This window comes from Streptomyces sp. NPDC001339 (genome assembly GCF_042895955.1).
Lineage (GTDB): Bacteria > Actinomycetota > Actinomycetes > Streptomycetales > Streptomycetaceae > Streptomyces.
Genome location: NZ_JBIAWT010000019.1, coordinates 24,332 through 44,626, shown reverse-complemented (window position 1 = coordinate 44,626; position 20,295 = coordinate 24,332). Strand labels below are relative to the sequence as shown.

Annotated in this window: 17 protein-coding genes; 10 read left to right on the top strand and 7 right to left on the bottom strand. The window is 72.7% G+C overall.

The window, feature by feature from the left end; translation table 11 throughout:
* Positions 1-75: 75 nt before the first annotated feature.
* On the bottom strand, positions 76-1,185 hold the full coding sequence (locus tag ACFY12_RS33860) for a SchA/CurD-like domain-containing protein (protein WP_390719844.1): 1,110 nt from the start codon (positions 1,183-1,185) through the stop codon (positions 76-78).
* A gap of 330 nt (positions 1,186-1,515) precedes the next feature.
* Between ACFY12_RS33860 and ACFY12_RS33855 the strand changes: the two genes are divergently transcribed.
* Both ACFY12_RS33855 and ACFY12_RS33850 read left to right on the top strand, forming a co-directional pair.
* A complete protein-coding gene (locus ACFY12_RS33855; RefSeq protein ID WP_390719807.1) occupies positions 1,516-3,153 on the top strand; it encodes an FAD-dependent oxidoreductase in 1,638 nt (545 codons plus the stop codon).
* Positions 3,154-3,277: 124 nt separating this feature from the next.
* Complete coding sequence (locus ACFY12_RS33850; protein WP_390719806.1) at positions 3,278-3,442, top strand: hypothetical protein; 165 nt, start codon at positions 3,278-3,280, stop codon at positions 3,440-3,442.
* A gap of 117 nt (positions 3,443-3,559) precedes the next feature.
* Here ACFY12_RS33850 and ACFY12_RS33845 read toward each other — a convergent pair whose 3' ends face one another.
* Positions 3,560-4,000 carry an STAS domain-containing protein gene (locus ACFY12_RS33845; protein WP_390719805.1) on the bottom strand — a complete coding sequence of 147 codons (441 nt, stop codon included), beginning with the start codon at positions 3,998-4,000 and terminating at the stop codon, positions 3,560-3,562.
* 265 nt (positions 4,001-4,265) lie between these two features.
* Between ACFY12_RS33845 and ACFY12_RS33840 the strand changes: the two genes are divergently transcribed.
* The 4 genes from ACFY12_RS33840 (at position 4,266) to lnt (ending at position 10,418) form a co-directional block, all read left to right on the top strand.
* Positions 4,266-5,918 carry a GAF domain-containing protein gene (locus ACFY12_RS33840; protein ID WP_390719804.1) on the top strand — a complete coding sequence of 551 codons (1,653 nt, stop codon included), beginning with the start codon at positions 4,266-4,268 and terminating at the stop codon, positions 5,916-5,918.
* Positions 5,919-6,096: 178 nt separating this feature from the next.
* On the top strand, positions 6,097-8,073 hold the full coding sequence (locus tag ACFY12_RS33835; protein WP_390719803.1) for an ABC transporter ATP-binding protein: 1,977 nt from the start codon (positions 6,097-6,099) through the stop codon (positions 8,071-8,073).
* A gap of 108 nt (positions 8,074-8,181) precedes the next feature.
* Entirely contained in the window at positions 8,182-8,667 is a 486-nt protein-coding gene (locus tag ACFY12_RS33830) for a nuclear transport factor 2 family protein (protein ID WP_390719843.1), read from the top strand.
* A gap of 167 nt (positions 8,668-8,834) precedes the next feature.
* Positions 8,835-10,418: an apolipoprotein N-acyltransferase gene (gene lnt, locus ACFY12_RS33825; protein ID WP_390719802.1), complete on the top strand. Its 1,584-nt coding sequence runs from the start codon at positions 8,835-8,837 to the stop codon at positions 10,416-10,418.
* 154 nt (positions 10,419-10,572) lie between these two features.
* On the opposite strand, the gene ACFY12_RS33820 is transcribed toward lnt, so the two are convergent.
* From ACFY12_RS33820 to fabG, 4 genes are all read right to left on the bottom strand, one after another.
* On the bottom strand, positions 10,573-11,073 hold the full coding sequence (locus ACFY12_RS33820; protein WP_390719842.1) for a hypothetical protein: 501 nt from the start codon (positions 11,071-11,073) through the stop codon (positions 10,573-10,575).
* 227 nt (positions 11,074-11,300) lie between these two features.
* Positions 11,301-11,969 carry a uracil-DNA glycosylase gene (locus ACFY12_RS33815; protein WP_390719841.1) on the bottom strand — a complete coding sequence of 223 codons (669 nt, stop codon included), beginning with the start codon at positions 11,967-11,969 and terminating at the stop codon, positions 11,301-11,303.
* A 235-nt stretch (positions 11,970-12,204) separates the two neighbouring features.
* On the bottom strand, positions 12,205-12,975 hold the full coding sequence (locus tag ACFY12_RS33810; protein WP_390719801.1) for an SDR family oxidoreductase: 771 nt from the start codon (positions 12,973-12,975) through the stop codon (positions 12,205-12,207).
* Positions 12,976-13,005: 30 nt separating this feature from the next.
* Positions 13,006-13,767 (bottom strand): 3-oxoacyl-ACP reductase FabG, encoded by a 762-nt coding sequence (fabG, locus tag ACFY12_RS33805; RefSeq protein ID WP_390719800.1) that lies wholly within the window; start codon positions 13,765-13,767, stop codon positions 13,006-13,008.
* A 433-nt stretch (positions 13,768-14,200) separates the two neighbouring features.
* Between fabG and ACFY12_RS33800 the strand changes: the two genes are divergently transcribed.
* Positions 14,201-16,294 carry a prolyl oligopeptidase family serine peptidase gene (locus tag ACFY12_RS33800; protein WP_390719799.1) on the top strand — a complete coding sequence of 698 codons (2,094 nt, stop codon included), beginning with the start codon at positions 14,201-14,203 and terminating at the stop codon, positions 16,292-16,294.
* A gap of 82 nt (positions 16,295-16,376) precedes the next feature.
* Here the strand turns inward: ACFY12_RS33800 and ACFY12_RS33795 are convergent, their stop codons facing one another.
* On the bottom strand, positions 16,377-17,024 hold the full coding sequence (locus ACFY12_RS33795) for a cysteine hydrolase (RefSeq protein WP_390719798.1): 648 nt from the start codon (positions 17,022-17,024) through the stop codon (positions 16,377-16,379).
* A gap of 179 nt (positions 17,025-17,203) precedes the next feature.
* On the opposite strand from ACFY12_RS33795, the gene ACFY12_RS33790 reads away from it, so the two are divergent.
* The 3 genes from ACFY12_RS33790 to ACFY12_RS33780 all read left to right on the top strand — a co-directional run bounded on the left by ACFY12_RS33790 (position 17,204) and on the right by ACFY12_RS33780 (position 20,263).
* Positions 17,204-17,695, top strand: coding sequence for a pyridoxamine 5'-phosphate oxidase family protein (locus ACFY12_RS33790; protein WP_390719840.1), 492 nt, complete (start codon positions 17,204-17,206; stop codon positions 17,693-17,695).
* Between the two features lie 209 nt (positions 17,696-17,904).
* Positions 17,905-19,365 carry an acyl-CoA synthetase gene (locus tag ACFY12_RS33785; protein ID WP_390719797.1) on the top strand — a complete coding sequence of 487 codons (1,461 nt, stop codon included), beginning with the start codon at positions 17,905-17,907 and terminating at the stop codon, positions 19,363-19,365.
* A 70-nt stretch (positions 19,366-19,435) separates the two neighbouring features.
* The gene (locus ACFY12_RS33780; protein WP_390719796.1) at positions 19,436-20,263 is read left to right on the top strand and encodes an APH(3'') family aminoglycoside O-phosphotransferase; all 828 of its coding nucleotides are present in this window, start codon (positions 19,436-19,438) and stop codon (positions 20,261-20,263) included.
* Positions 20,264-20,295: the final 32 nt, after the last annotated feature.

Here is a 20,295-nt window from a genome sequence, read left to right as displayed (position 1 = left end):
GATTCCTCCAGTGGCGTGCGGCCGGCGGTTGAGCGGGCGGGGGTGGGTGACGTGCTGGTGAGTGCGGACGCGCGGTCAGGCGTCGGCGGCCCGGCGGTCGGTGATCAGGGTCATGTCGGAGCGGGCGAGGAGGCTCGCGAGCTCGCGGTCGGTGGACAGACCGCCGGCCACCTCGGGGTCGAGGAGCCGCCGCAGGACGGCCGTCTTGCGGGGGCCGCGCGCGCCGAGCGCCAGGTGGGGGTCGGTGTCGAGGGGGATCTTCAGGTCGATGAGCCGGACGACGATGTCGTCGCGCTGGAAGACGGTGCTGCCCACTACGGGACATGACGGGTCGTCGGCGGTCAGCTCGTCCTGGCGGGCCAGCATCCGGGCCAGCGCCATACCGCAGCCTTCTCTGACGGGGTAGAGCAGCGCGTGCCGCCGTACGCCCTCGGGCGCCGCGCCGTGCACATGGTGGACGGCGGGCAGGGCCGCTCGGGTGAAGAACACCCGGGCGGAGTTGGGGTCGCTGAGGTCGCGGTCCTGCTCCAGGTACGGGTTGATGGCCTCCTCCACGGCCCGGACCTCGGGCTGCCGGGAGATGTGGCGCAGCGCGGCGACCAGGTCGCCCTGCACCTCGACGGCCCGTACGACGCGGTTGCCGTGCATGAACAGGGTGGTGCGGCGCAGCCTGGTGACCTCGTCGACCCGGGCCTCCGGAGAGGAGTAGCCGGCGAGGATCTCGGCGACCTTCTCCTCGCTGCCGGGCTTGACGGTGAAGGTCAGGGCGTGCCGGACCACACCGTCGCCGACGCGCGGGCCGGCCTGCAGCCGGCCTTTGGGGGGATCGGGCGCGAGGGTGGCGTTGGAGGTCTCGCGCAGGACGCTGAAGCGCAGCGAGCGGGTGTCGCGGACGCAGGAGTGCAGCGGCTGGACCATCTTGACGTGTTCCTCACTGTTGACCCAGGCGAGGAAGGGCGGGGCGCTCTCCCATTCGCTGGTGATGAGCCACTGGGAGGGGTTCTCGATGGACTGGCACAGCTGGTCGGTGATGTGCCCGGGAACGGACGCGACCTGGTTGCGCAGGTGCTCGTAGGCTTCCAGGAAGCGCTGCTGGGCTCCGTCGTGGAGTTCCAGGAGCAGGACGACCCTGAGCCGGGAGCCGTCGAAGGCTGACTGGGATATTCGTTCCGACAGCGTGGTCATCATCTACGCATCTCCTTCGGGGCCCGAGGGGCGCTCCAGTGGTGCGTCGTCAGTTCCGGTGCGGTCCGGGTGACGGAGCCGGGTGGTGGGGCGGCCGGGCCGGTGAGCCGGTGGGGGCGCGTTCCCGGAATCGATCGTGGGGGCCGCCCGCCGGTGGCGCGAGATCTGTGAGCCATGCAGGTGAACCGTGATCGAACACGGCCGGATCAGGGCATTCGTGATCCATCTGCCCTCACTGCGCCCCAGGACCTGTCGTCACCCTCCCGCTCCCGTCGTCCGCCCGGCGGGAGGGTGACGACGGGGCCCGGCTGGATTGGAACTGGAGACGCCATGCAACCCACCGCCGAAGACCACGTTCCGGTACTCGTCGTCGGCGGGTCCCTCGTGGGCCTGTCCGCCTCGCTGTTCCTGGGACGTCTGGGCGTGCGGCACCTGCTGGTCGAGAAGCACCCGGACACCTCCCACCATCCGCGGGGGCGGGGGAACAACGTCCGCACGATGGAGCTGTACCGGGTCGCCGGGGCGGAACGGCGGATCCGCGCGGCGGCGTCGGTGCTGGCGGACAACCACGGCATCCTGCAGGCGCGTTCGCTCACCGGCGACGACCAGGAGTGGCTGTTCAAGGAGATCGACCCGGGTGGCGCGCTGGCCCGGATCAGCCCGTCCGGGTGGTGCCTGTGCAGCCAGAACGACCTGGAGCCGGTCCTGCTGCGCTGTACCCGCGAACTCGGCGGTGACCTGCGGTTCTCCACCGAGCTGGTCTCCTTCGAACAGGACGCCCGGGGCGTGCGGGCACTCCTGGAGGACCGGCGGACCGGCGAGCGGTCGGCCGTACGGGCGGACTACCTCGTCGCGGCCGACGGCCCCCGCAGCCCGGTCCGCGAGCGGCTCGGCATCGGCCAGGCCGGGCCGGGCGACCTGTTCCACAACGTGAGCATCACCTTCCGCGCCCCTCAACTGGCCGAGGTGGTGGGCGAACGCCGCTTCATCGCCTGCTACTTGACCCATCCCGAAGCCGACGGCGCGCTGCTGCCGGTGGACAACGAGCAGGACTGGGTCTTCCACGCGCCCTGGCACCCCGAACAGGGCGAGACCCTGGAGGACTTCACGGACGAGCGGTGCATCGGCCATATCCGCCGGGCGACCGGCGTACCGGACATGGCCGTGGAGATCACCGGCAAGGCGCCGTGGCACGCCGCCGAGCGGGTCGCGGAGCGCTATGCGGCCGGCCGGGTCTTCCTCGTCGGCGACGCGGCCCACGAGATGTCCCCCACGGGGGCGTTCGGCTCCAACACCGGCATCCAGGACGCCCACAACCTCGCCTGGAAGCTCGCGGCGGTGCTGGACGGTTCGGCGGACCCCGGACTGCTGGCGACCTACGAGGCGGAGCGGCAGCCGGTGGCCCGCGAGACCAGCGCCCGCGCCTCGGCCCGCTCCGCCGAGCACAGCCATCCCGGGTACGTCCCGGGGCCCGGCGCGGGCGGCGGCCGGCAGCGCGGCATCCTCAACGTCGCCCTCGGCTACTGCTACCCGTCCGGTGCGGTCGTCGGCGCCGACCCCGGCCTGCCGGTGGTACCCGAACAGCTGCGGCTGACGGGCGAGCCGGGCACCCGCGCCCCGCACATGTGGCTGCGCGACCGGGACGGTCAGCGCCGCTCGACCCTCGACCTCTACGAGACCTCGTTCGTCCTGCTGAGCGGCTCGGAGGGCGAGATGTGGCGTACCGCCGCCAAGGGCGCCGTACAGCGCTTCTCGGTACGTCTGGACTGCTGGCTGGTCGGCACCGGTCCGGACGACGACCTGGTCCCCGAGGAGGGCGCCGACTGGGCCGCGCGGCACGGCACGACGCCCGAGGGCGCGGTGCTGGTGCGGCCCGACGGCTATGTGGCGTGGCGGGCGGAGGGCCGGGTGATCGACCCGGAGGCGGCACTCACGGAGGTCTTCGAGGCGCTGCTCTGCCGGGACTGACGCGGCCGGGAACACATCTTCTGCCCGTCACCAGCGCAGGGGCATCTGCGGGCGGTAGCGGCCGCATCCCGCAACCCAGGGACCGAATTCCGGTTGAGTCGGCATGGACGTCAGGAAAGCCGCCGTGCACCCCTTTCAGCGTGTCTCCCTCCCCTCCCCCGCCCAGCCGTCGCGGCTGCCGGCACCCTCGGCCTGGCGCCCGGCCCACGAACAGACGCCGATCTTCGACCAGTTGCTGAAGGAGTGGCGCGCGGGCGAGCTGCGTCCGCCCGCGCACCCCGGCCGGTGAGCCCGCCGCGCTCCCGGCGGGCCCTCCGGCCCGAGCCATGGGGGTCCCCCGCTCATGGGGGTCCCCCCGCTCGAGCGGAGCCGAGAGTGGGGGAGAAGCCGAAAGTGCGGGAGGGCGTCACGCCACGACGATGTCCGCGGCCTGCGCCGCCTCCCTGGATGCGCGGTCCGCGTCCGGGCGGCGGGCCGCACCGGCCGTGGCCTCCTGGGTGGTGACCCCGCGATCGGTGGCCCGGCAGGCCATGGCCTCGTCCGCCACGGTCTCGAAGGCACCGGTCAGCCCGGTCATCCGCAGCAGCCGGGCGACGCTCCCGCCGGCGATGACACCGGTCAGCCGGAGCCGGCCACCGCGCTGCCGCGTCCGGTAGCGGGCGCGGCTGAGCAGGGACAGTCCGGCGCAGTCGAGGAAGGTCACCGCCCGCAGGTCGATGACGAGATCGACGCCCTGGGCTCCGGTGATGTCGTCCAGTCGGCCGGACAGCACCGAAACGGCGAGAATGTCCAGGTCACCGCGGAGTTCGAGCACGGTCACGCCGCCCGCGGCACGGCAGGGACCCACGAGTCTCGGGTAGTACTGACCTTTGTCCATCGGCCCCGACCCACTTTCCTGCCGAGGCGCGGGACTGGGCCACGCGATCCCCGGCGGCCGTAGTTGACTACGGCTTACCCACGGACCGCCGCCGCGAGTCGCCGGGCCCGCCACATCCACAGGTTGGCCGAAAGTCGCCCCTTGCCTCTGGGGGCGATGCGCCTCTTCCGATGGAACCAACCCCCTCACATAACCCTCTTCACGGCAAAAGGCCCTGTCCGAACCGCCGGCAAGAGTGAGGTGTGTCCTGAAGTCGCCCGACCCGGCAGCCGAGCCGCCCGCCGGCGCCGCCACAGATCCCGCCCAGCGCGCCGTACGGAGTCCGCACGGGCGGGCCGGCGGGCCGGTATCCCGGCTTCCGCAGCTGCTGGAGGCGATGGCCGCGGTCGGTTCCGACCACGACCTGCCCCGCGCCCTGGCCCGTATCGCCGAGACCACCGCCTCCCTCACCGGAGCGCGCCACGCCGCCATCGCCCTGTACCCGAGGGACGGCGAGCGGACCGGCGAGGTGATCACCCATGACGGCTCCCCCGCGCCCGAGGGCCGGCCGGCCGCGGGGGTCACCATGGACGTGCCCATCACCTTCCACGGAGAGGCCTGCGGCGTTCTCCGACTCGCCGGGAAGCGGGACGGCGAGAGGTTCGGGGAAGAGGATCTGCACCTGGTACAGGTGCTGGCCACGGAGGCCGGCATCGTGACGGGCAACGCCCGGATGCGGGCCGCCGCCCGACAGCGCACCCGCTGGATCGACGGCGCCGCCTCCGTCACCACGGCGCTCCTGGCCGGGCCCGAGGCCCATTCGACGACCGCGAACGCCCTCACCGTCGTCGCGGAGAAGGGCCGCGAGCTGGCCGAGGCGGCCACCGCGGCGGTGCTGCTGCCGCACGCCGAGGGCGGGATGGAGGTGGTGGCGATCTCCACCGAGCTGCCCGAGGCGGTACGCGCCGAGGCGTACCGCGGCCGGATCCCGCCGGAGAGCCCCGTCCTCCACCAGATCAACGCCGGACACGCGGTCTTCACCGACGACTTCTCCACCGACCCTCGCGCGATCTCCCCGCTGTCCCGCCACTACGGCCCGACGATGCTGCTGCCGCTGAGCAGCAACGGCCGGGTACTGGGCGCCCTGGCTCTGGGCCGGATGTCCGGCGGCCGCCGCTTCAGCCCGACCGAACGCACCCTGGGCACGCAGTTCGCCGCGCAGGCGGCGCTGGCGCTGGTCCTCGCCGACCGGCACCGCAACCGCCGGCGGCTCGCGGTGTACGAGGACCGCGACCGGATCGCCCGCGACCTCCACGACCTGGTCATCCAGCGGCTCTTCGCCACGGGGATGCTGCTGCAGAGCGCCGAGCGCAAAGAGGTGGCACCGGAGGTACGGGAGGGCGTCAGCCGGGCGGTCGACGAGCTGGACGCGACCATCCAGGAGATCAGGACGGCGATCATCGCGCTGCAGCAGGGCCCGCCGGAGACACCGCCCGGCCTGCGCACCCGCGTCCTGCACGAGGCCGGCACGGCGGCCGAGGCGCTCGGCGCCCGTCCCTCCGTGCAGTTCGTCGGCCCGGTGGACGCCCGCGTCGACGACGAGACCGCCCGGGGGCTGCTGACCGCCCTCCGCAGAGCGCTGGCGTCGGTGGCTCCTGCGCCGGCGTCACCGCCGTCGCCGTCGACCGGGCCGGCGCCTTCAGCTTCGGTTTCGACTTCGGCTTCGGTTTCGGTTTCGACTTCGGCTTCGGCTTCGGCTTCGGCTTCGGCGGACCACCGGACGGGGGTCCGTACCGAGATCGTCGTGGACGCCGCCACCACCCTCCCGGACGGCCACCCCGCCGTACGTCTGACGGTCGCCCGCCCGGACACCGCCGACGAGCCCCTGACCTGGGAACACCCTCTTTAAGGCCGGTCCCGGCCTTGAGGGCCGGCCTCGGCAGTCCTGTCGTAAGTCCTGTCGTACGCCCCCACGGGTGACCGTACGGGAATCTCTTGACCTCAATATTGGTTGAGGTCCTAGGTTCCTTGTGTGTCGCCGATCACGCACGGCGATCCCGTGACGATCCCGACGACAGGAGGCCACCATGGACATGGAAGTCACCGCCTGGCATTCGCTGCACAGCACGATGAGGGCGGAGCAGGACCGGCGGCGCTTCTCCCGCGCCACGCTGCGCCGGATCATGGCATTCGCCCGGCCGCACCGACGGCATCTGGTGTGGTTCCTCCTCCTGAGCACGGTCACGGCGATGCTCGCCGTGGCGACCCCGCTGCTCGCCGGGCGGGTGGTGGACGCGATCGTGGGCGGCGGCTCGGGCGCGCTCGTCGTCGGGCTGTCCGGGCTGATCGCGGTGATCGCGGTCGCGGAGGCCGGGCTGGGGCTGCTGACCCGGTGGCTGTCGGCGAGCATCGGGGAAGGGCTGATCCTGGATCTGCGGAGGACCGTCTACGACCACGTCCAGCGGATGCCGATCGCGTTCTTCACCCGCACCCGCACCGGAGCGCTGGTCAGCCGGCTGAACAACGATGTCATCGGCGCCCAGCGGGCGTTCAGCGACACCCTGTCCGGGGTCGTCAGCAACATCGTCACGCTGCTGCTCACGCTCGGAGTGATGCTCACCCTGTCCTGGCAGGTCACGCTGATCGCGCTGGTGCTGCTGCCGGTCTTCGTCCTGCCGGCCCGCCGGGTCGGACGGCGGCTGGCGCAGCTCCGCCGGGAGGGCGCCGACCACAACGCGGCCATGGGCACCCAGATGACCGAGCGGTTCTCCGCACCCGGCGCCACCCTCGTCAAGCTGATGGGCCGCCCGTCCCGCGAATCCGCGGAGTTCGCCGCCCGGGCCCGCCGGGTGCGGGACATCGGGGTCCGCTCGGCGATGGTCCAGACGTACTTCGTCACCGCGCTCACCCTGGTCTCCGCGCTGGCGCTGGCCGTGGTCTACGGCCTGGGCGGCTTCCTCGCCCTGCGCGGGCAGCTGGAAGCCGGCGCGATCGTCTCCCTCGCCCTGCTGCTCACCCGGCTCTACGCACCGCTGACCGCGCTGTCCGGGGCGCACATCGAGGTGATGAGCGCACTGGTCAGCTTCGAGCGGGTCTTCGAGGTGCTCGACCTCGAACCGCTGATCACCGAGAAGCCGGACGCCCGCGCGGTGCCCGACGGCCCGGTGTCGGTGGAGTTCGACTCCGTACGCTTCGGCTACCCGTCCGCCGACAAGGTCTCACTGGCCTCCCTGGAGGAGGTCGCCACCCTCGACACGCGTGGCGGCGAGGAGGTACTGCACGGCATCTCCTTCCGCGCCGAACCCGGCCAGATGGTCGCCCTGGTCGGCTCGTCGGGCGCGGGCAAGTCGACCGTCGCGCAGCTGCTGCCGCGGCTGTACGACGCCGACGCGGGGGCCGTACGGCTCTCGGGCGTCGACGTCCGCGAGCTGACCGCCGCCTCCCTGCGCGACGCCCTCGGCATGGTCACCCAGGACGGGCACCTCTTCCACGACTCGATCCGCGAGAACCTGCTGCTGGCCAACCCGGAGGCGACCGAGGAGGAGCTCTGGGCCGCCCTGCGCCGGGCCCGCCTGGACGGGCTGATCACCGGGCTGCCGGACGGCCTGGACACCGTGGTCGGCGAGCGCGGCTACCGCCTCTCGGGCGGAGAGCGGCAGCGGCTGACCATCGCCCGGCTGCTGCTCGCCCACCCCCGGGTGGTGATCCTGGACGAGGCCACCGCCCACCTGGACAACACCTCCGAGGCGGCGGTGCAGGAGGCGCTCACCGAGGCCCTGGAAGGCCGTACGGCCCTGGTCATCGCGCACCGGCTGTCGACCGTACGGGCCGCGGATCTGATCCTGGTCGTCGAGGACGGACGGATCGTCGAGCGGGGGACGCACGAGACGCTTCTGGCGGCCGACGGGCGGTACGCGGAGCTGTACCGGACGCAGTTCACGGACTCGGAGAACCGGCGGGAGTCCGGGGCCGTACCTGAGACCGGGGCGGTACCGGAGGTCGGGGTCGGGGCCGGGGCCGGGGCCGTACCGGATTCCGGTCCGGCGCCGGCGCTGGTGAACTGACCGCGACCGGACCGAACAGGCCCGGCACCTCACCGTCGCACAACGCGACCGCACCAAACAGGCCCCCGCGCCTTGGCGGGGGCCTCCCGCATGCCGAAGACTGAAGAGATGACGCAGCGCGCGGAACACGCCATGGTCATGGACCGCCTCGCCATCGACGATCTGATCACGGGCTACGCCATCGCCGTGGACGACGGCGACTGGCCGGGCTACCGGGCCCTGTTCGCCCCGGACGGCCGGGCCGACTACCGCTCCGCAGGCGGTATCGAAGGCAGTATCGAGGAGATCGCGACCTGGCTCGCCGAGATGCTGCGGCACTTCTCGATCCGGCAGCACTTGATCGTCAACCGCCGGATCACCCTGTCCCGGCGGGACGGCGGCGCACCCGGCGATACCGCGACGGTCCAGGCCGACTACCTCAATCCGATGCGGCTCGCCGGCTCCGAGGACGATGCCGCGGGCGGCCCCACCGCCCCCAACTACACCTGCGCGGGCCGCTACGAGTTCACCGCCCGCCGTACCTGGGAGGGCTGGCGGCTGACCAGGGTCGTGGTGCACGAGAAGTGGCGGCAGGTACGGTCCCCGGGCGGCTGACCGCCGTCCTGGGCGGCTGACGACCGTCCCGGCCGACGGCCCGTTCCGGCCGTCCGGCCACGCCCTCTTCCCCCAGCCGGTCCCGCCGCGCAGACTGACCGTCCACTGATCGACCACTGATCGTCCGGCCGGCCGGAACCGGCCCCGGGGAGGCCCTGGGAGGCCCTATGGACAGCTCGCCCGTTCCCCGGGCGCGATGGCTCGCCTCCCCCTGGGGACGCGGCGCCGCCGGGGTGCTCGCCGGGGCGGTGCCGGCCCTCGCCTTCCCCGCTCCGTCGTGGTGGTGGCTGGCGTTCCTCGCCCTGGTGCCCTGGCTGCTGCTGGTCCGGTCGGCACCGACGTACCGGCGGGCGGCGCTGGACGGCTGGCTCGGCGGCACCGGGTTCATACTCGCCGTGCACCACTGGCTCCTGCCGAACCTCCATGTGTTCATCCTGGTGCTCGCCCTGCTGCTGGGTGCGCTGTGGGCACCCTGGGGGCTGCTGGTGCGGGCGCTGCTGGGCGGCGCGCCGTCCGCCGGGAGGTGCGCCGCCGCGCTGGTGCTGGTCCCGTCGGGCTGGCTGATGGTCGAACTGGTCCGTTCCTGGGAGTACTTGGGCGGGCCGTGGGGGCTGCTGGGCGCGAGCCAGTGGCAGGTTCCGCCCGCGCTGCGGCTGGCCTCGGTCGGCGGGGTGTGGCTGGTCAGCCTGCTGATCGTGGCGGTGAACACCGCGCTGGCCGAGCTGATCGCCTGCCCGCCGGCGCGGCTGCCCGCCGTCGCCGGGCTGCTGGTGTGCGCACTGGCCGCCACCGTGGTGTGGTTCTGGGCGCCGGTCCCCCGCCCCGCCGGTACGGTGCGGATCGCGGTCGTCCAGCCGGGCCTCACCGGCACCCCGACGGAGCGGCTCGCCCGCAGCGAGGAACTGACCCGGTCGGTCGCGGGCCGTGGAGTCCGGCTGGTCGTCTGGGGCGAGAGCAGCCTCTACCGGGACCCGGCCGACCATCCGGCCCTCGCCGCCCGGCTGGCCGCGCTGTCCCGGCGGACGGGAGCCATGCTGCTGGTCAACGCCGACGCGGCGCGGGGCGGCGGACCGGGCATCTACAAGAGCGCCGAGCTGATCGGTCCGGCCGGGCCGACCGGTGACCGCTACGCCAAGATGCGGCTGGTCCCCTTCGGCGAGTACATACCGCTGCGGTCCGTACTGGGCTGGGCCACGAAGGTGGGCAAAGCGGCCACGACCGACCGCATACGCGGCCCCCACCCGGTGGTGATGCCGGTCGCCGCCGCGGGCGGACTGCGCATCGGCCCGCTGGTGTGCTTCGAGAGCGCCTTCCCCGATATGAGCCGCCATCTGGCGCGCCGCGGTGCGCAGGTGGTGGTCGCCCAGTCGTCGACCTCGACGTTCCAGGAAAGCTGGGCGCCCGCGCAGCACGCCTCCCTGGGGGCGCTGCGGGCCGCGGAGACCTGGCGTCCGATGGTGCACGCCACGCTCACCGGCGTCAGTGCCGTGTACGGGCCCCGGGGCGAACGGCTGGGTGAACGGCTCGGCACCGACCGCAGCGCCGTCGCCGTCTACGACCTGCCGCTCGCCGCGGGCACCAGCCCGTATACCCGGTTCGGTGACTGGGCGGTCTACGGGGCGGTGGGCGCGCTGGTGCTCTCCGGCGCGTACGCCGGTGTCCGCGCGCTCGGCCGGCGGCCCGCGGGAGACGGTGGACTCGGCGGCGGACTCGGCGAGCGGCCTGTGTCATCGCGGTCATCGCGTCGGTGACCACGCGTTCGCACCGCTCATGGGTGCGCGGCGCGTCCTGGGCGGACGGCCGCCGGCCGGCCCGTACGTCGTCGAGGAACGCCGGCACGAGGGGAACGCCGGCACGAGAGGAACGCCGGCACGATCTGCTCGATACCGCGCTGCCCGGCGGTTCTCACGGCATCTGGCCTGCCGCACCGTCGATCCGCAGCTGGAGCTGGTCGATCGCGTCCCGGAGGCTCTGGCGGTATTCGCCGTCCGCGAGCGCACTGACCGATGCCCGGGCCCGCCGGAGCTGGGCGTGTGCGTCCGCCGGCCGGTCGAGGGCGGCGTAGTCGGCGGCGATGTTGAGGTGCAGCGAGGGGAAGAAGGCCCGGAGTGCGACGAGGGGGTGGCGGGGTCCGGGGCCGGGGTCGGGGTCGAGGTCGGGGCCTCCGGCGACGCCCGGCTGCCTCGGGCCGGTTCCGCAGCCGTCGGGCCGCTCGGTGACAAAGTGCTCGGCCGCCTCCAGGGCCCTGAGGTCCCAGTCGAGCTCGTCCCGCGGATCGTCCTGGGTGTCGGCCATGTAATGGGCGAGGGCGCAGCGGTGGAAGGCGTCGCCCTGAGGCCCGATCTCGTGCCACAGCTCCGACAGACGGTTACGTGCCTCTTCCCGGTCTCCGGCACGGTGCAGCATGATCGCTTGGCCGATCCGGGTCAGCACACAGTTCTCCGGCGTCGCCTCCCGCAGCTTGTCCGTCACCGCGCACTCCCCGTATTCGCTGGCCACCGTCCGTGCCGTTTCCTCGACGCTAACCGCCGTGGAAGACCTTCGCGCGGTGTACGCGACGCGCCGGGTGGTACCGGCCGCGCGGCGGCCCGGGACAGGTCCGGTGCCCTGGGCCGCCGGGTGGGGCCGGTGGCTCAGCCCAGGTCGGGGATGCGCCAGTCGATCGGGGCGTGGCCCTGGGCGGCGACCGCCTCGTTGATCTGGGTGAAGGGGCGGGAGCCGAAGAACTTCTTCGCCGACAGCGGGGAGGGGTGCGCGCCCTGCACCACGGCATGCCGCTCCTGGTCGATCAGCGGCAGCTTCTTCTTGGCGTAGTTTCCCCAGAGGACGAAGACCGCCGGATCGGGCCGGGAGGCCACGGCGCGGATCACCGCGTCCGTCACCTTCTCCCACCCCTTGCCCTTGTGCGAGTTGGGCTCGGCCTCGCGGACCGTCAGGACGGCGTTCAGCAGCAGCACACCCTGCTGGGCCCAGGGCATCAGATAGCCGTTGTCCGGAACCGGGTGGCCCAGCTCCTCCAGCATCTCCTTGTAGATGTTCCGCAGCGACGGCGGCGTCTTCACACCGGGCCGCACCGAGAAGCACAGGCCGTGCCCCTGCCCCGCGCCGTGGTAGGGGTCCTGGCCGAGGATGAGCACCTTCACCTGGTCGTACGGCGTCGCCTCCAGCGCCGCGAAGACCTGCTCACGGGGCGGGTAGACCGGGCCCTGGGCCCGCTCCTGCTCGACGAAGTCGGTGAGCTCCTTGAAATAGGGCTTCTCCAGCTCCTCGGCGAGTACCCGGCGCCAGGACTCGGGCAGCATGTCGGTCACCACGTCAGCATCCTCCGGTGTGCGTTGCGTTCTCCCTCACAAAACCTACCGGCGACCACTGACAACGCCGACCACGGGCCGTGGGGACGCCGGGAGGGGCCTCGCGACGTGCCGGAGGGGGGCGGGCCCCCGCCGCTGCGGCTCTCTCTCTCCCCCCCCCGCGCGCCTCGAACCGCAGCGCCTCAGACCGCAGCGCCGCAGCCCCCGGCCCTCAGACCCCGGCCCCTCAGACCCCGGCGTTGAGGAACAGGCCGCCGTCGACGACGAGCGTCTGCCCGGTGATCCAGCCCGAGGCCTCGGAGAGCAGGAAGGCCGCGGCCCCTCCGATGTCCTCCGGCACGCCCAGCCGCGCCATCGGGTAGCCGGCCGCCGCCTCCTCCTCGCGGTTCTCGTAGAGCGCGGCCGCGAACTTGGTCTTGATCACCGCGGGCGCGATGGTGTTGACCCGCACCACCGGCGCGAACTCGTGCGCGAGCTGGAGCGTCAGGTTCACCATCGCGGCCTTGCTCATCCCGTACGCGCCGATGAAGGGCGAGGCGCTGAGGCCGGCGATCGAGGCGATGTTGACGATCGCGCCGCCGTTGTCCTTCTGCCAGGCGTGCCAGGTGCGCTGCGCGAAGCCGAGCGCCGAGACGACGTTGATCTCGAAGACCTTGCGCACGGCATTGAGGTCCAGGTCGGCGATCGGGCCGAACACCGGGTTCGTACCGGCGTTGTTGACGAGGTAGTCGATCCGCCCGAAGGCCGCCACCGCACGCTCGACGGCGGCGGCCTGGTGCGCCTCGTCGTGCGCCTTTCCGGGGACGCCGACCACCCGGTCCGCGCCCAGCTTCTCGACGGCCTCCTTGAGGGTGTCCTCGTTACGGCCGGTGATGACGACCCGGTCGCCGCGGGCGACCAGGGCCTGGGCGATGCCGTAGCCGATGCCGCGGCTGGCTCCGGTGACCAGCGCCACCTTGCCGGAGAGCGCGGGGAGCCCGCTGTCCCGCTCGGTCATGTCTCGTCCTCCTGGGTTCGGTGGGGGCGGTCAGCTGAGCGGGCCGCCGGCGACGTACATGACCTGGCCGGAGACGAATCCCGCCGCATCGCCCGTGAAGAAGGCGATCGCGTTGGCGATGTCCTCCGGCCGGCCGACGCGCTGCACCGGGATCTGGGTGGCGGCCGCGGCCTGGAACTCCTCGAAGCCCATGCCGACCCGCTCGGCGGTGGCAGCGGTCATGTCGGTGACGATGAAGCCCGGAGCGACGGCGTTCGCGGTGACGCCGAACTTGCCGAGCTCGATGGCGAGGGTCTTGGTGAAGCCCTGCAGACCGGCCTTGGCGGCCGAGTAGTTGGCCTGGCCCCGGTTGCCGAGCGCAGAGCTGGAGGAGAGGTTGACGATCCGGCCGAACGCGGCGTCGACCATGTGCTTCTGGCAGGCGCGGGACATCAGGAACGCACCCCGCAGATGCACGTTCATGACCGTGTCCCAGTCGCTCTCGCTCATCTTGAAGAGCAGGTTGTCGCGGAGCACACCGGCGTTGTTGACGAGGACGGTCGGCGCACCCAGCTCGCTCACGACCCGCTCGACGGCCGCCTCCACCTGCTCGGCGTCCGAGACGTCACAGCCGACCGCGACGGCCTTGCCGCCGGCCGCGGTGATCTTCTCGACGGTGCCCTTGCAGGCCGCCTCGTCGAGGTCGAGTACGGCGACGGCACGGCCCTCGGCGGCCAGACGTACGGCGGTGGCCGCGCCGATGCCGCGGGCCGCGCCCGTCACGATGGCGACGCGCTGCTCGGTGGTGGACATGCGGGTTCTCCTCACCTTCGAAATCTTCGAAACCTCGGCACTCGGCGGCTCGGCAGCTCGGCGACCCGGCGAACGTGCGAACCTGCGACTCGACAAGCGGTCCGCCGCAGCGGACCCGTGGGTGAGCAACCGCTTAGTAGCCTGAGCAGGGCTGACGCTAGAAGCCCGGCACGGCGCTGTCAACGCCCCACCACCACGCGGTCGCCGATACCAGCCCGCCTTGTGTCACCGTCACCCGCCCGCCTTTCCGGCACCGTCACCGACCCGCCTTCTTGTCGGCGTCACCAGGCCGCCGTCTTATTGACCAGCGGATCCGGGCGACACCCCGTAACCTCTGGCCACATTCCCGACACGGAGCCCAGGCGCACCACCGCTGGAGGACAGCACCTTGGACAGCAACACCGCCATGAACTCCACGAATTCCACGAATTCCATGAACTCCACTGACTTTCCCCGGCAATTCGCTCGCACCCGCCGCTTCTCCCTCGGAGTCCCCCGGCAGTTCGCCCTCTCCCCCGACGGCCACCGTGTGCTCTTCGTCCGTACGGGTTCGGGCACCGACCCCGTAGGCCGGCTCTGGCAGTACGAGGACGGTACGGAACGGCTGTTGGCCGATCCGGGGCTCCTGATAGCGGGCCCGGCCGAAGCGGTCCCCGAGGAGGAACGGCTGCGCCGGGAACGGGCCCGCGAGCACTCGGTGGGGGTGGTGTCGTACGCGGCCGACGCGGCCGCCCGGCTGGTGGCGTTCGCGCTGTCCGGGGCCCTCTGGGCGGTGCGTACGGAGGGCGGTACACCGTTCTCCGTGCCGGCGGCCGGTCCGGTGGTCGACCCCCGGCCCTCCCCCGACGGCCGGCACATCGCCTACGTGAGCCGCCGTTCGCTCCATGTCGTCGACCTGGCCGGCGGCGACCGGCAGCTGGCGCGGGCGGAAGGGCCGGAGATCTCCTACGGGCTGGCCGAATATGTGGCGGCCGAGTCGATGCACCGGACGCGCGGCTACTGGTGGGCGCCGGACAGCCGCCGGCTCCTGGTGGCCAGGGTCGACACCGGCCCGGTGGAACGGCGTTACCTCAGCGATCCGGCCGACCCGGCGAAGCCGCCGCGGACCCTCGCGTATCCGGCGGCCGGTACGCCCAATGCCGAGGTCACCGTGCACCTGCTCTCCCTGGAAGGTGAACGGGTGGAGGTGGTATGGGACCACAGGGCCTACGAGTACCTCGTCGACGCGGGCTGGGACGCGCACGGTCCGTTCCTCGCCGTGCAGAGCCGGGACCAGCGCACGGTGCGGACGCTGGCGGTCGATCCGGCGACCGGGGCCACCGAGGTGCGGCACGAGCAGACCGACGAGGCGTGGGTGGAGCTGGTGCCCGGCACCCCGGCTCGTACGGCGTCCGGCGCGCTGGTGCTCCCGGAGGACGGCGACGGCACCCGGTATCTGACCGTCGGCGGCCGGCGGGTCACCCCGGAGGGGCTGCACCTGCGGGCGGTCCTGGGGGTCGAGGGCGAACGGGTGCTGTTCACGGCGAGCGAGGACCCGTTGGAGACCCATGTGTGGCGCCATGAGCCCGGCCACGGCGTCCACCGGCTGAGCCGGGGCCCCGGCAGGTTCACCGGCGTGGGACGGGGCGGCACCGTCGTCCTGGAGGGGATGACGCCTCGGGGGGCCGAGGTGTCCCTGGTACGGGACGCACCGGAGGCCGGGCGCGAGCCGTACCAGGCCTCCGGGGTCATCGCCTCGCTCGCCGAGGAGCCGGCGGTCACCCCGCAACCGGTCCATCTCACGCTCGGCGAACGGAAGCTGCGCGGCGCCCTCTTCCTGCCCTCATGGCATCAGGAGGGCGCGGCGAAGCTGCCGGTGCTGCTCGATCCGTACGGCGGGCCCGCCATGCAGCTGGTGGGGCGGGCGCGCAGCTGGTTCGCCTGTGTGTCGCAGTGGTTCGCCGAGCAGGGCTTCGCGGTACTGGTCGTCGACGGGCGCGGGACGCCCGGGCGCGGCCCGGACTGGGAGAAGGCCGTGTACGGCGACCAGCTCACCCCGGCGCTGGAGGACCAGGTGGACGGCCTCCGGGCGGCGGGGGCGCGCTTCGGTGACCTCGACCTGACGCGGGTGGCGATCCGTGGCTGGTCGTTCGGCGGGTTCCTGGCGGCGGCCGCGGTGCTGCACCGTCCCGACGTCTTCCACGCGGCGGTCGCCGGCGCCCCGCCCACGGACCAGCGGCTGTACGACACCCATTGGAAGGAGCGGTATCTGGGCCACCCTCAGGAGCGGCCGGAGAACTACGAGCGCTCCTCCCTGACCGGCCAGGGCCATCTGCTGAGCCGCCCGCTGCTGCTCGTCCACGGGCTCGCGGACGACAACGTGGCGGCCGCGCACACCCTGCGGTTCTCGGCGGAGCTGCTCGCCGCGGGCAAGCCGCACAGTGTGCTGCCGCTCCCGGGCGCCACCCACTCACCTGCCGATGCCACCGTCAACGAACAACTTCTCTTCTTCCAGCGGGACTTCCTGCTGAAGGCCCTCGGGGGCTGAACGCGCGGATCAGCTGCCCCACGGCAGCGGACAGCGGCCACGGTCGGCGGCAGCGGTAGCGGTAGCTGGTCGGTGGCAGCGGTCAACGGCCGCGGTGGGGGCGCCGCCAGCTGTTCAGGACGTCATCGGTGGAAGTGACGGTGGCGACCAGGGCCAGCGTGTGGCGGACCATCGCCGGGGTGTAGTCGGCCGGCACCCCGGCGATGGCGTCCGCGGGCACCACGGCCGTGTAACCGAGGTTGACCGCGTCGAAGACCGCGTTGGGGATCGCCACGTTCGCCGACACCCCGGTGACGACCAGTGTCCGGCACCCGAAGTTGCGCAGCAGCGCGTCCACACCGGTGCCGGCGACCGGCGAGAGGCCGTGCAGCCGGCGCACCACCAGGTCGTCCTCGGTCACCGGTATCGGCTCCGCGATGCGTACCGCGGTGGACCCGATGACCTGCTGGACGGGCAGCCGCTCGGCGGCCTTGAACAGGCGGGCGTTGCGGCTCGCGCCGCGGCCGTCCGGACGGCGTTCGGCGACCGCGTGCAGCACCTGGACGCCGGCGTCGTGCGCGGCCGCCACCAGGCGGGCGATGTTCGCCAGTGCCCCCGATCTGCGGGCCGTCGCCGCCAGTTCGGGCAACGCGCTGTCCGGGCCGACCACACCGCGCTGGCACTCGACGGTGAGCAGCACCGTCGAGGCGGGGTCCAGTTGCTCACCGAGCCGTGCGGTGTCCGGTGCCATGGTGTGCGCCCCTCTCCGTGACGTCGTCCTCAAGGCGGGCGAGGGTAGCGGGCATTGCGTTCCACCAGGAAGGGACCGCATCCTTTCTGACACTCAGTCAGGACCGGAGGCGATGACGGATGGCCGAGACCGAGAGGGCCGACGCGGAGATGACCGACGCGGAGACGACCGACGCTGAGATGACCGGCACACAGCGGCGCGGGCGCCGGATCATGATGACCCGGGGCGAACTGGACACCTTCCTCGCCGAACAGCGCACCTGCCGGGTCGCGACGGCCGGCGGCGACGGCGCGCCCCACGTCGGGGCGCTGTGGTTCGTCTGGGACGGAGCGGCGCTGTGGCTGTATTCGCTCATCCGCAGCAAGCGGTGGGCCCAGCTGCGCGAAGACCCGCGGATAGCGGTGGTCGTCGACGACGGGCACGAGTACGGCGAGCTGCGCGGGGCCGAGCTGGCGGGCCGCGCGGAGTGCGTCGGCGAGGCGCCGCGCACCGGTGAGCAGTACGCCGGACTGGACGCCCCGGAGCGGATGTTCGCGCGGAAGTACTTCGGGACGACCGTGATGCCGCACGACGGGCGCCACGCCTGGCTACGGCTCAGACCGGAGACCGTCGTCTCATGGGACTTCGGCAAGATGCCCGAGTTTCCCCATGTTCCAGATATTCCAGGGTGAGCGACCAGGGCGGAGCGGCGCTCCGAACCCGCGCTCCGACCGCGTTGTCCCACGCTCCGACCGCGTTGTCAGTGGTCTCTGCGACAGTGGTGTCAGCCTGTTCCGCACCCGCGCGTGGTGTCAGCCCGTTCCCGCCCGCGCAGGGTGCACGAGCGGGACGGCCCGGCCGTACGGCCGGGCCGGGCGCCGACGAGAACCAAGGAGATCCGGTGACCGTGCTCTTCCCCGCACTGCGCGACGCGTCGACCGCACCCGCGCTGCGTTTCGGCGACCGCGCCCTGAGCTACCGCCAGTTGGCGTCGGTGGCCGGTGCGCTGGCCGAACGGATCGCCGGCGAGACCCGGATCGCGGTCTGGGCGACGCCCACGATGGAGACCTCGGTCGCGGTGGTGGCCGCGCTGCTCGCCGGAGTGGCCGCCGTACCGGTGAATCCGAAGATCGGTGAGAGCGAGCTGGCCCACATCGTGGGGGACAGCACGCCCTCGGTCGTCCTGACGGAGCCGGGGGCCGAGCTGCCGGGCTCCCTCGCGGACCTGCCCCGTATCGATGTCACGGCCGCCGGGCCGCCCGAGGGGACCGAACCGCCTCCGCTGCCGTACGAACCGGGCGACGAGACACCGGCCCTGATCGTCTACACCTCCGGCACCACGGGCCCGCCCAAGGGTGTGGTCCTCCCCCGCCGCGCCCTCACCCACACCCTCGACGCCCTCCAGGACGCCTGGAACTGGACCGCCGACGACGTCCTCGTCCACGCTCTCCCGCTGTTCCACGTCCACGGTCTGATCCTCGGCGTCCTCGGGCCGCTGCGACGCGGCGGCAGCGTGCACCACCTGGGCCGCTTCAGCACCGACGCGGTCACCCGGGAGCTGTCGGCGGACGGCACGATGCTGTTCGGCGTACCGACGATGTACCACCGGCTGGCCGCCGCGGCCGGCCACGATCCGGCGCTGGCCAAGGCGCTGGGCGGGGCCCGGTTGCTGGTCTCCGGGTCGGCCGCGCTGCCGCTGACGGATCATGAACGCATCACCGCGGCCTGCGGACGGCGGGTGATCGAGCGGTACGGCATGACGGAGACGCTGATGAACACCAGCGTGCGGGCGGACGGCCCGGATGCCGTGGGGACGGTCGGGGTACCGCTGCCGGGGGTACAGGTCCGGCTGGTCGACGATGAGGGGCGGACGATCGGGACGAGTGACGGCGAGACCGTGGGCGAGATCCAGGTCCGCGGTCCGAACCTCTTCGCCGAGTATCTGAACCGCCCCGATGCCACCGCCGCGGCCTTCGACGGCGCATGGTTCCGCACGGGCGATATGGCGATCCGTGACGCGTCGGGGAACTACCGCATCGTCGGCCGCAAGGCCACGGATCTGATCAAGAGCGGGGGTTACAAGATCGGCGCGGGCGAGATCGAGAATGCGCTGCTGGCCCACCCCGGAGTCGCCGAGGCAGCGGTGACCGGTGTCCCGGACGAGGACCTCGGCGAGCGGATCGTCGCCTGGGTCGTGCCGGAGACCGGCCCGGACGCCGGCCCGCCACCGTCCGGGGAGGAGCTCGCCGACCATGTCGCCCGGCAGCTCGCACCCCATAAGCGCCCACGTACGGTGCACTTCCTGGACGCCCTGCCACGCAACGACATGGGCAAGGTCATGAAACGGCAGCTCCGCGCGTGATCGTGAGGCCGGGGCCGGGGTGCCGGGCCAGGGCGCCGGGACGGCCGGCCGACTGGCTGGAGTGGCCGCCATGAGCGATTGTCCCGGCCCTTGGACGGTGTCACCGGTGCTGCTCGGGGTGGGTGGCGGCAGCGGCGACTGGGTGCCGGTCACCGCGGGTGAGTCGGAAGCCGCGGTCTTCCGCAGCGCGGACGGCACCCGGTATGCCAAGTGCGTGGCCGCCGCGGACGCGGCCGGCCTCAAGGCCGAGCGCGACCGGGTCGCGTGGCTGAGCGGTCGGGGCGTCCCCGGGCCACGTGTCCTCGACTGGCACTCCGGCAATGCGGGCGCCTGTCTGGTAACCGCCGCTGTCGTCGGCGTGGCCGCCGACCAGGTGTCCGCCGCGGACCTGCGAGCCTACTGGGACCGCATCGCGGACGCGGTGCGCCGACTGCACGAAGTGCCCGTACGGCAGTGCCCGTTCCGCCGGGACGTGGACGGGATGGTCGCCCGGGCACGCGACGTCGTGGCCCGTGGCGCGACGAACCCGGAGTTCCTCCCCGCCGAGCAGCAGCACACGCCGCCCACGGAGTTGCTGGCCCGCCTCCTCCCGCAGGTCGCGCGACGACGGGACCAGGAGGCCGCCGACACGGTTGTCTGCCACGGCGACCTGTGCCTGCCCAACATCGTCCTCGACCCACGCACCCTGGACGTGTCGGGCTTCATCGACCTGGGCCGCCTCGGTCTGGCCGACCGCTACGCCGACCTGGCACTGCTGCTCACCAACGCCCGGGAGACATGGCCGGACGAGGAGCAGGCACAGGCCGCGGACGCGGCGTTCGCCGAGAGATACGGCATCACCCTCGACCACGATCGGCTGCGCTTCTACCTCCATCTCGACCCGCTCACCTGGGGTTAGGGCTTGTCCGATGGGTCAGGGCCGGGTCCGGG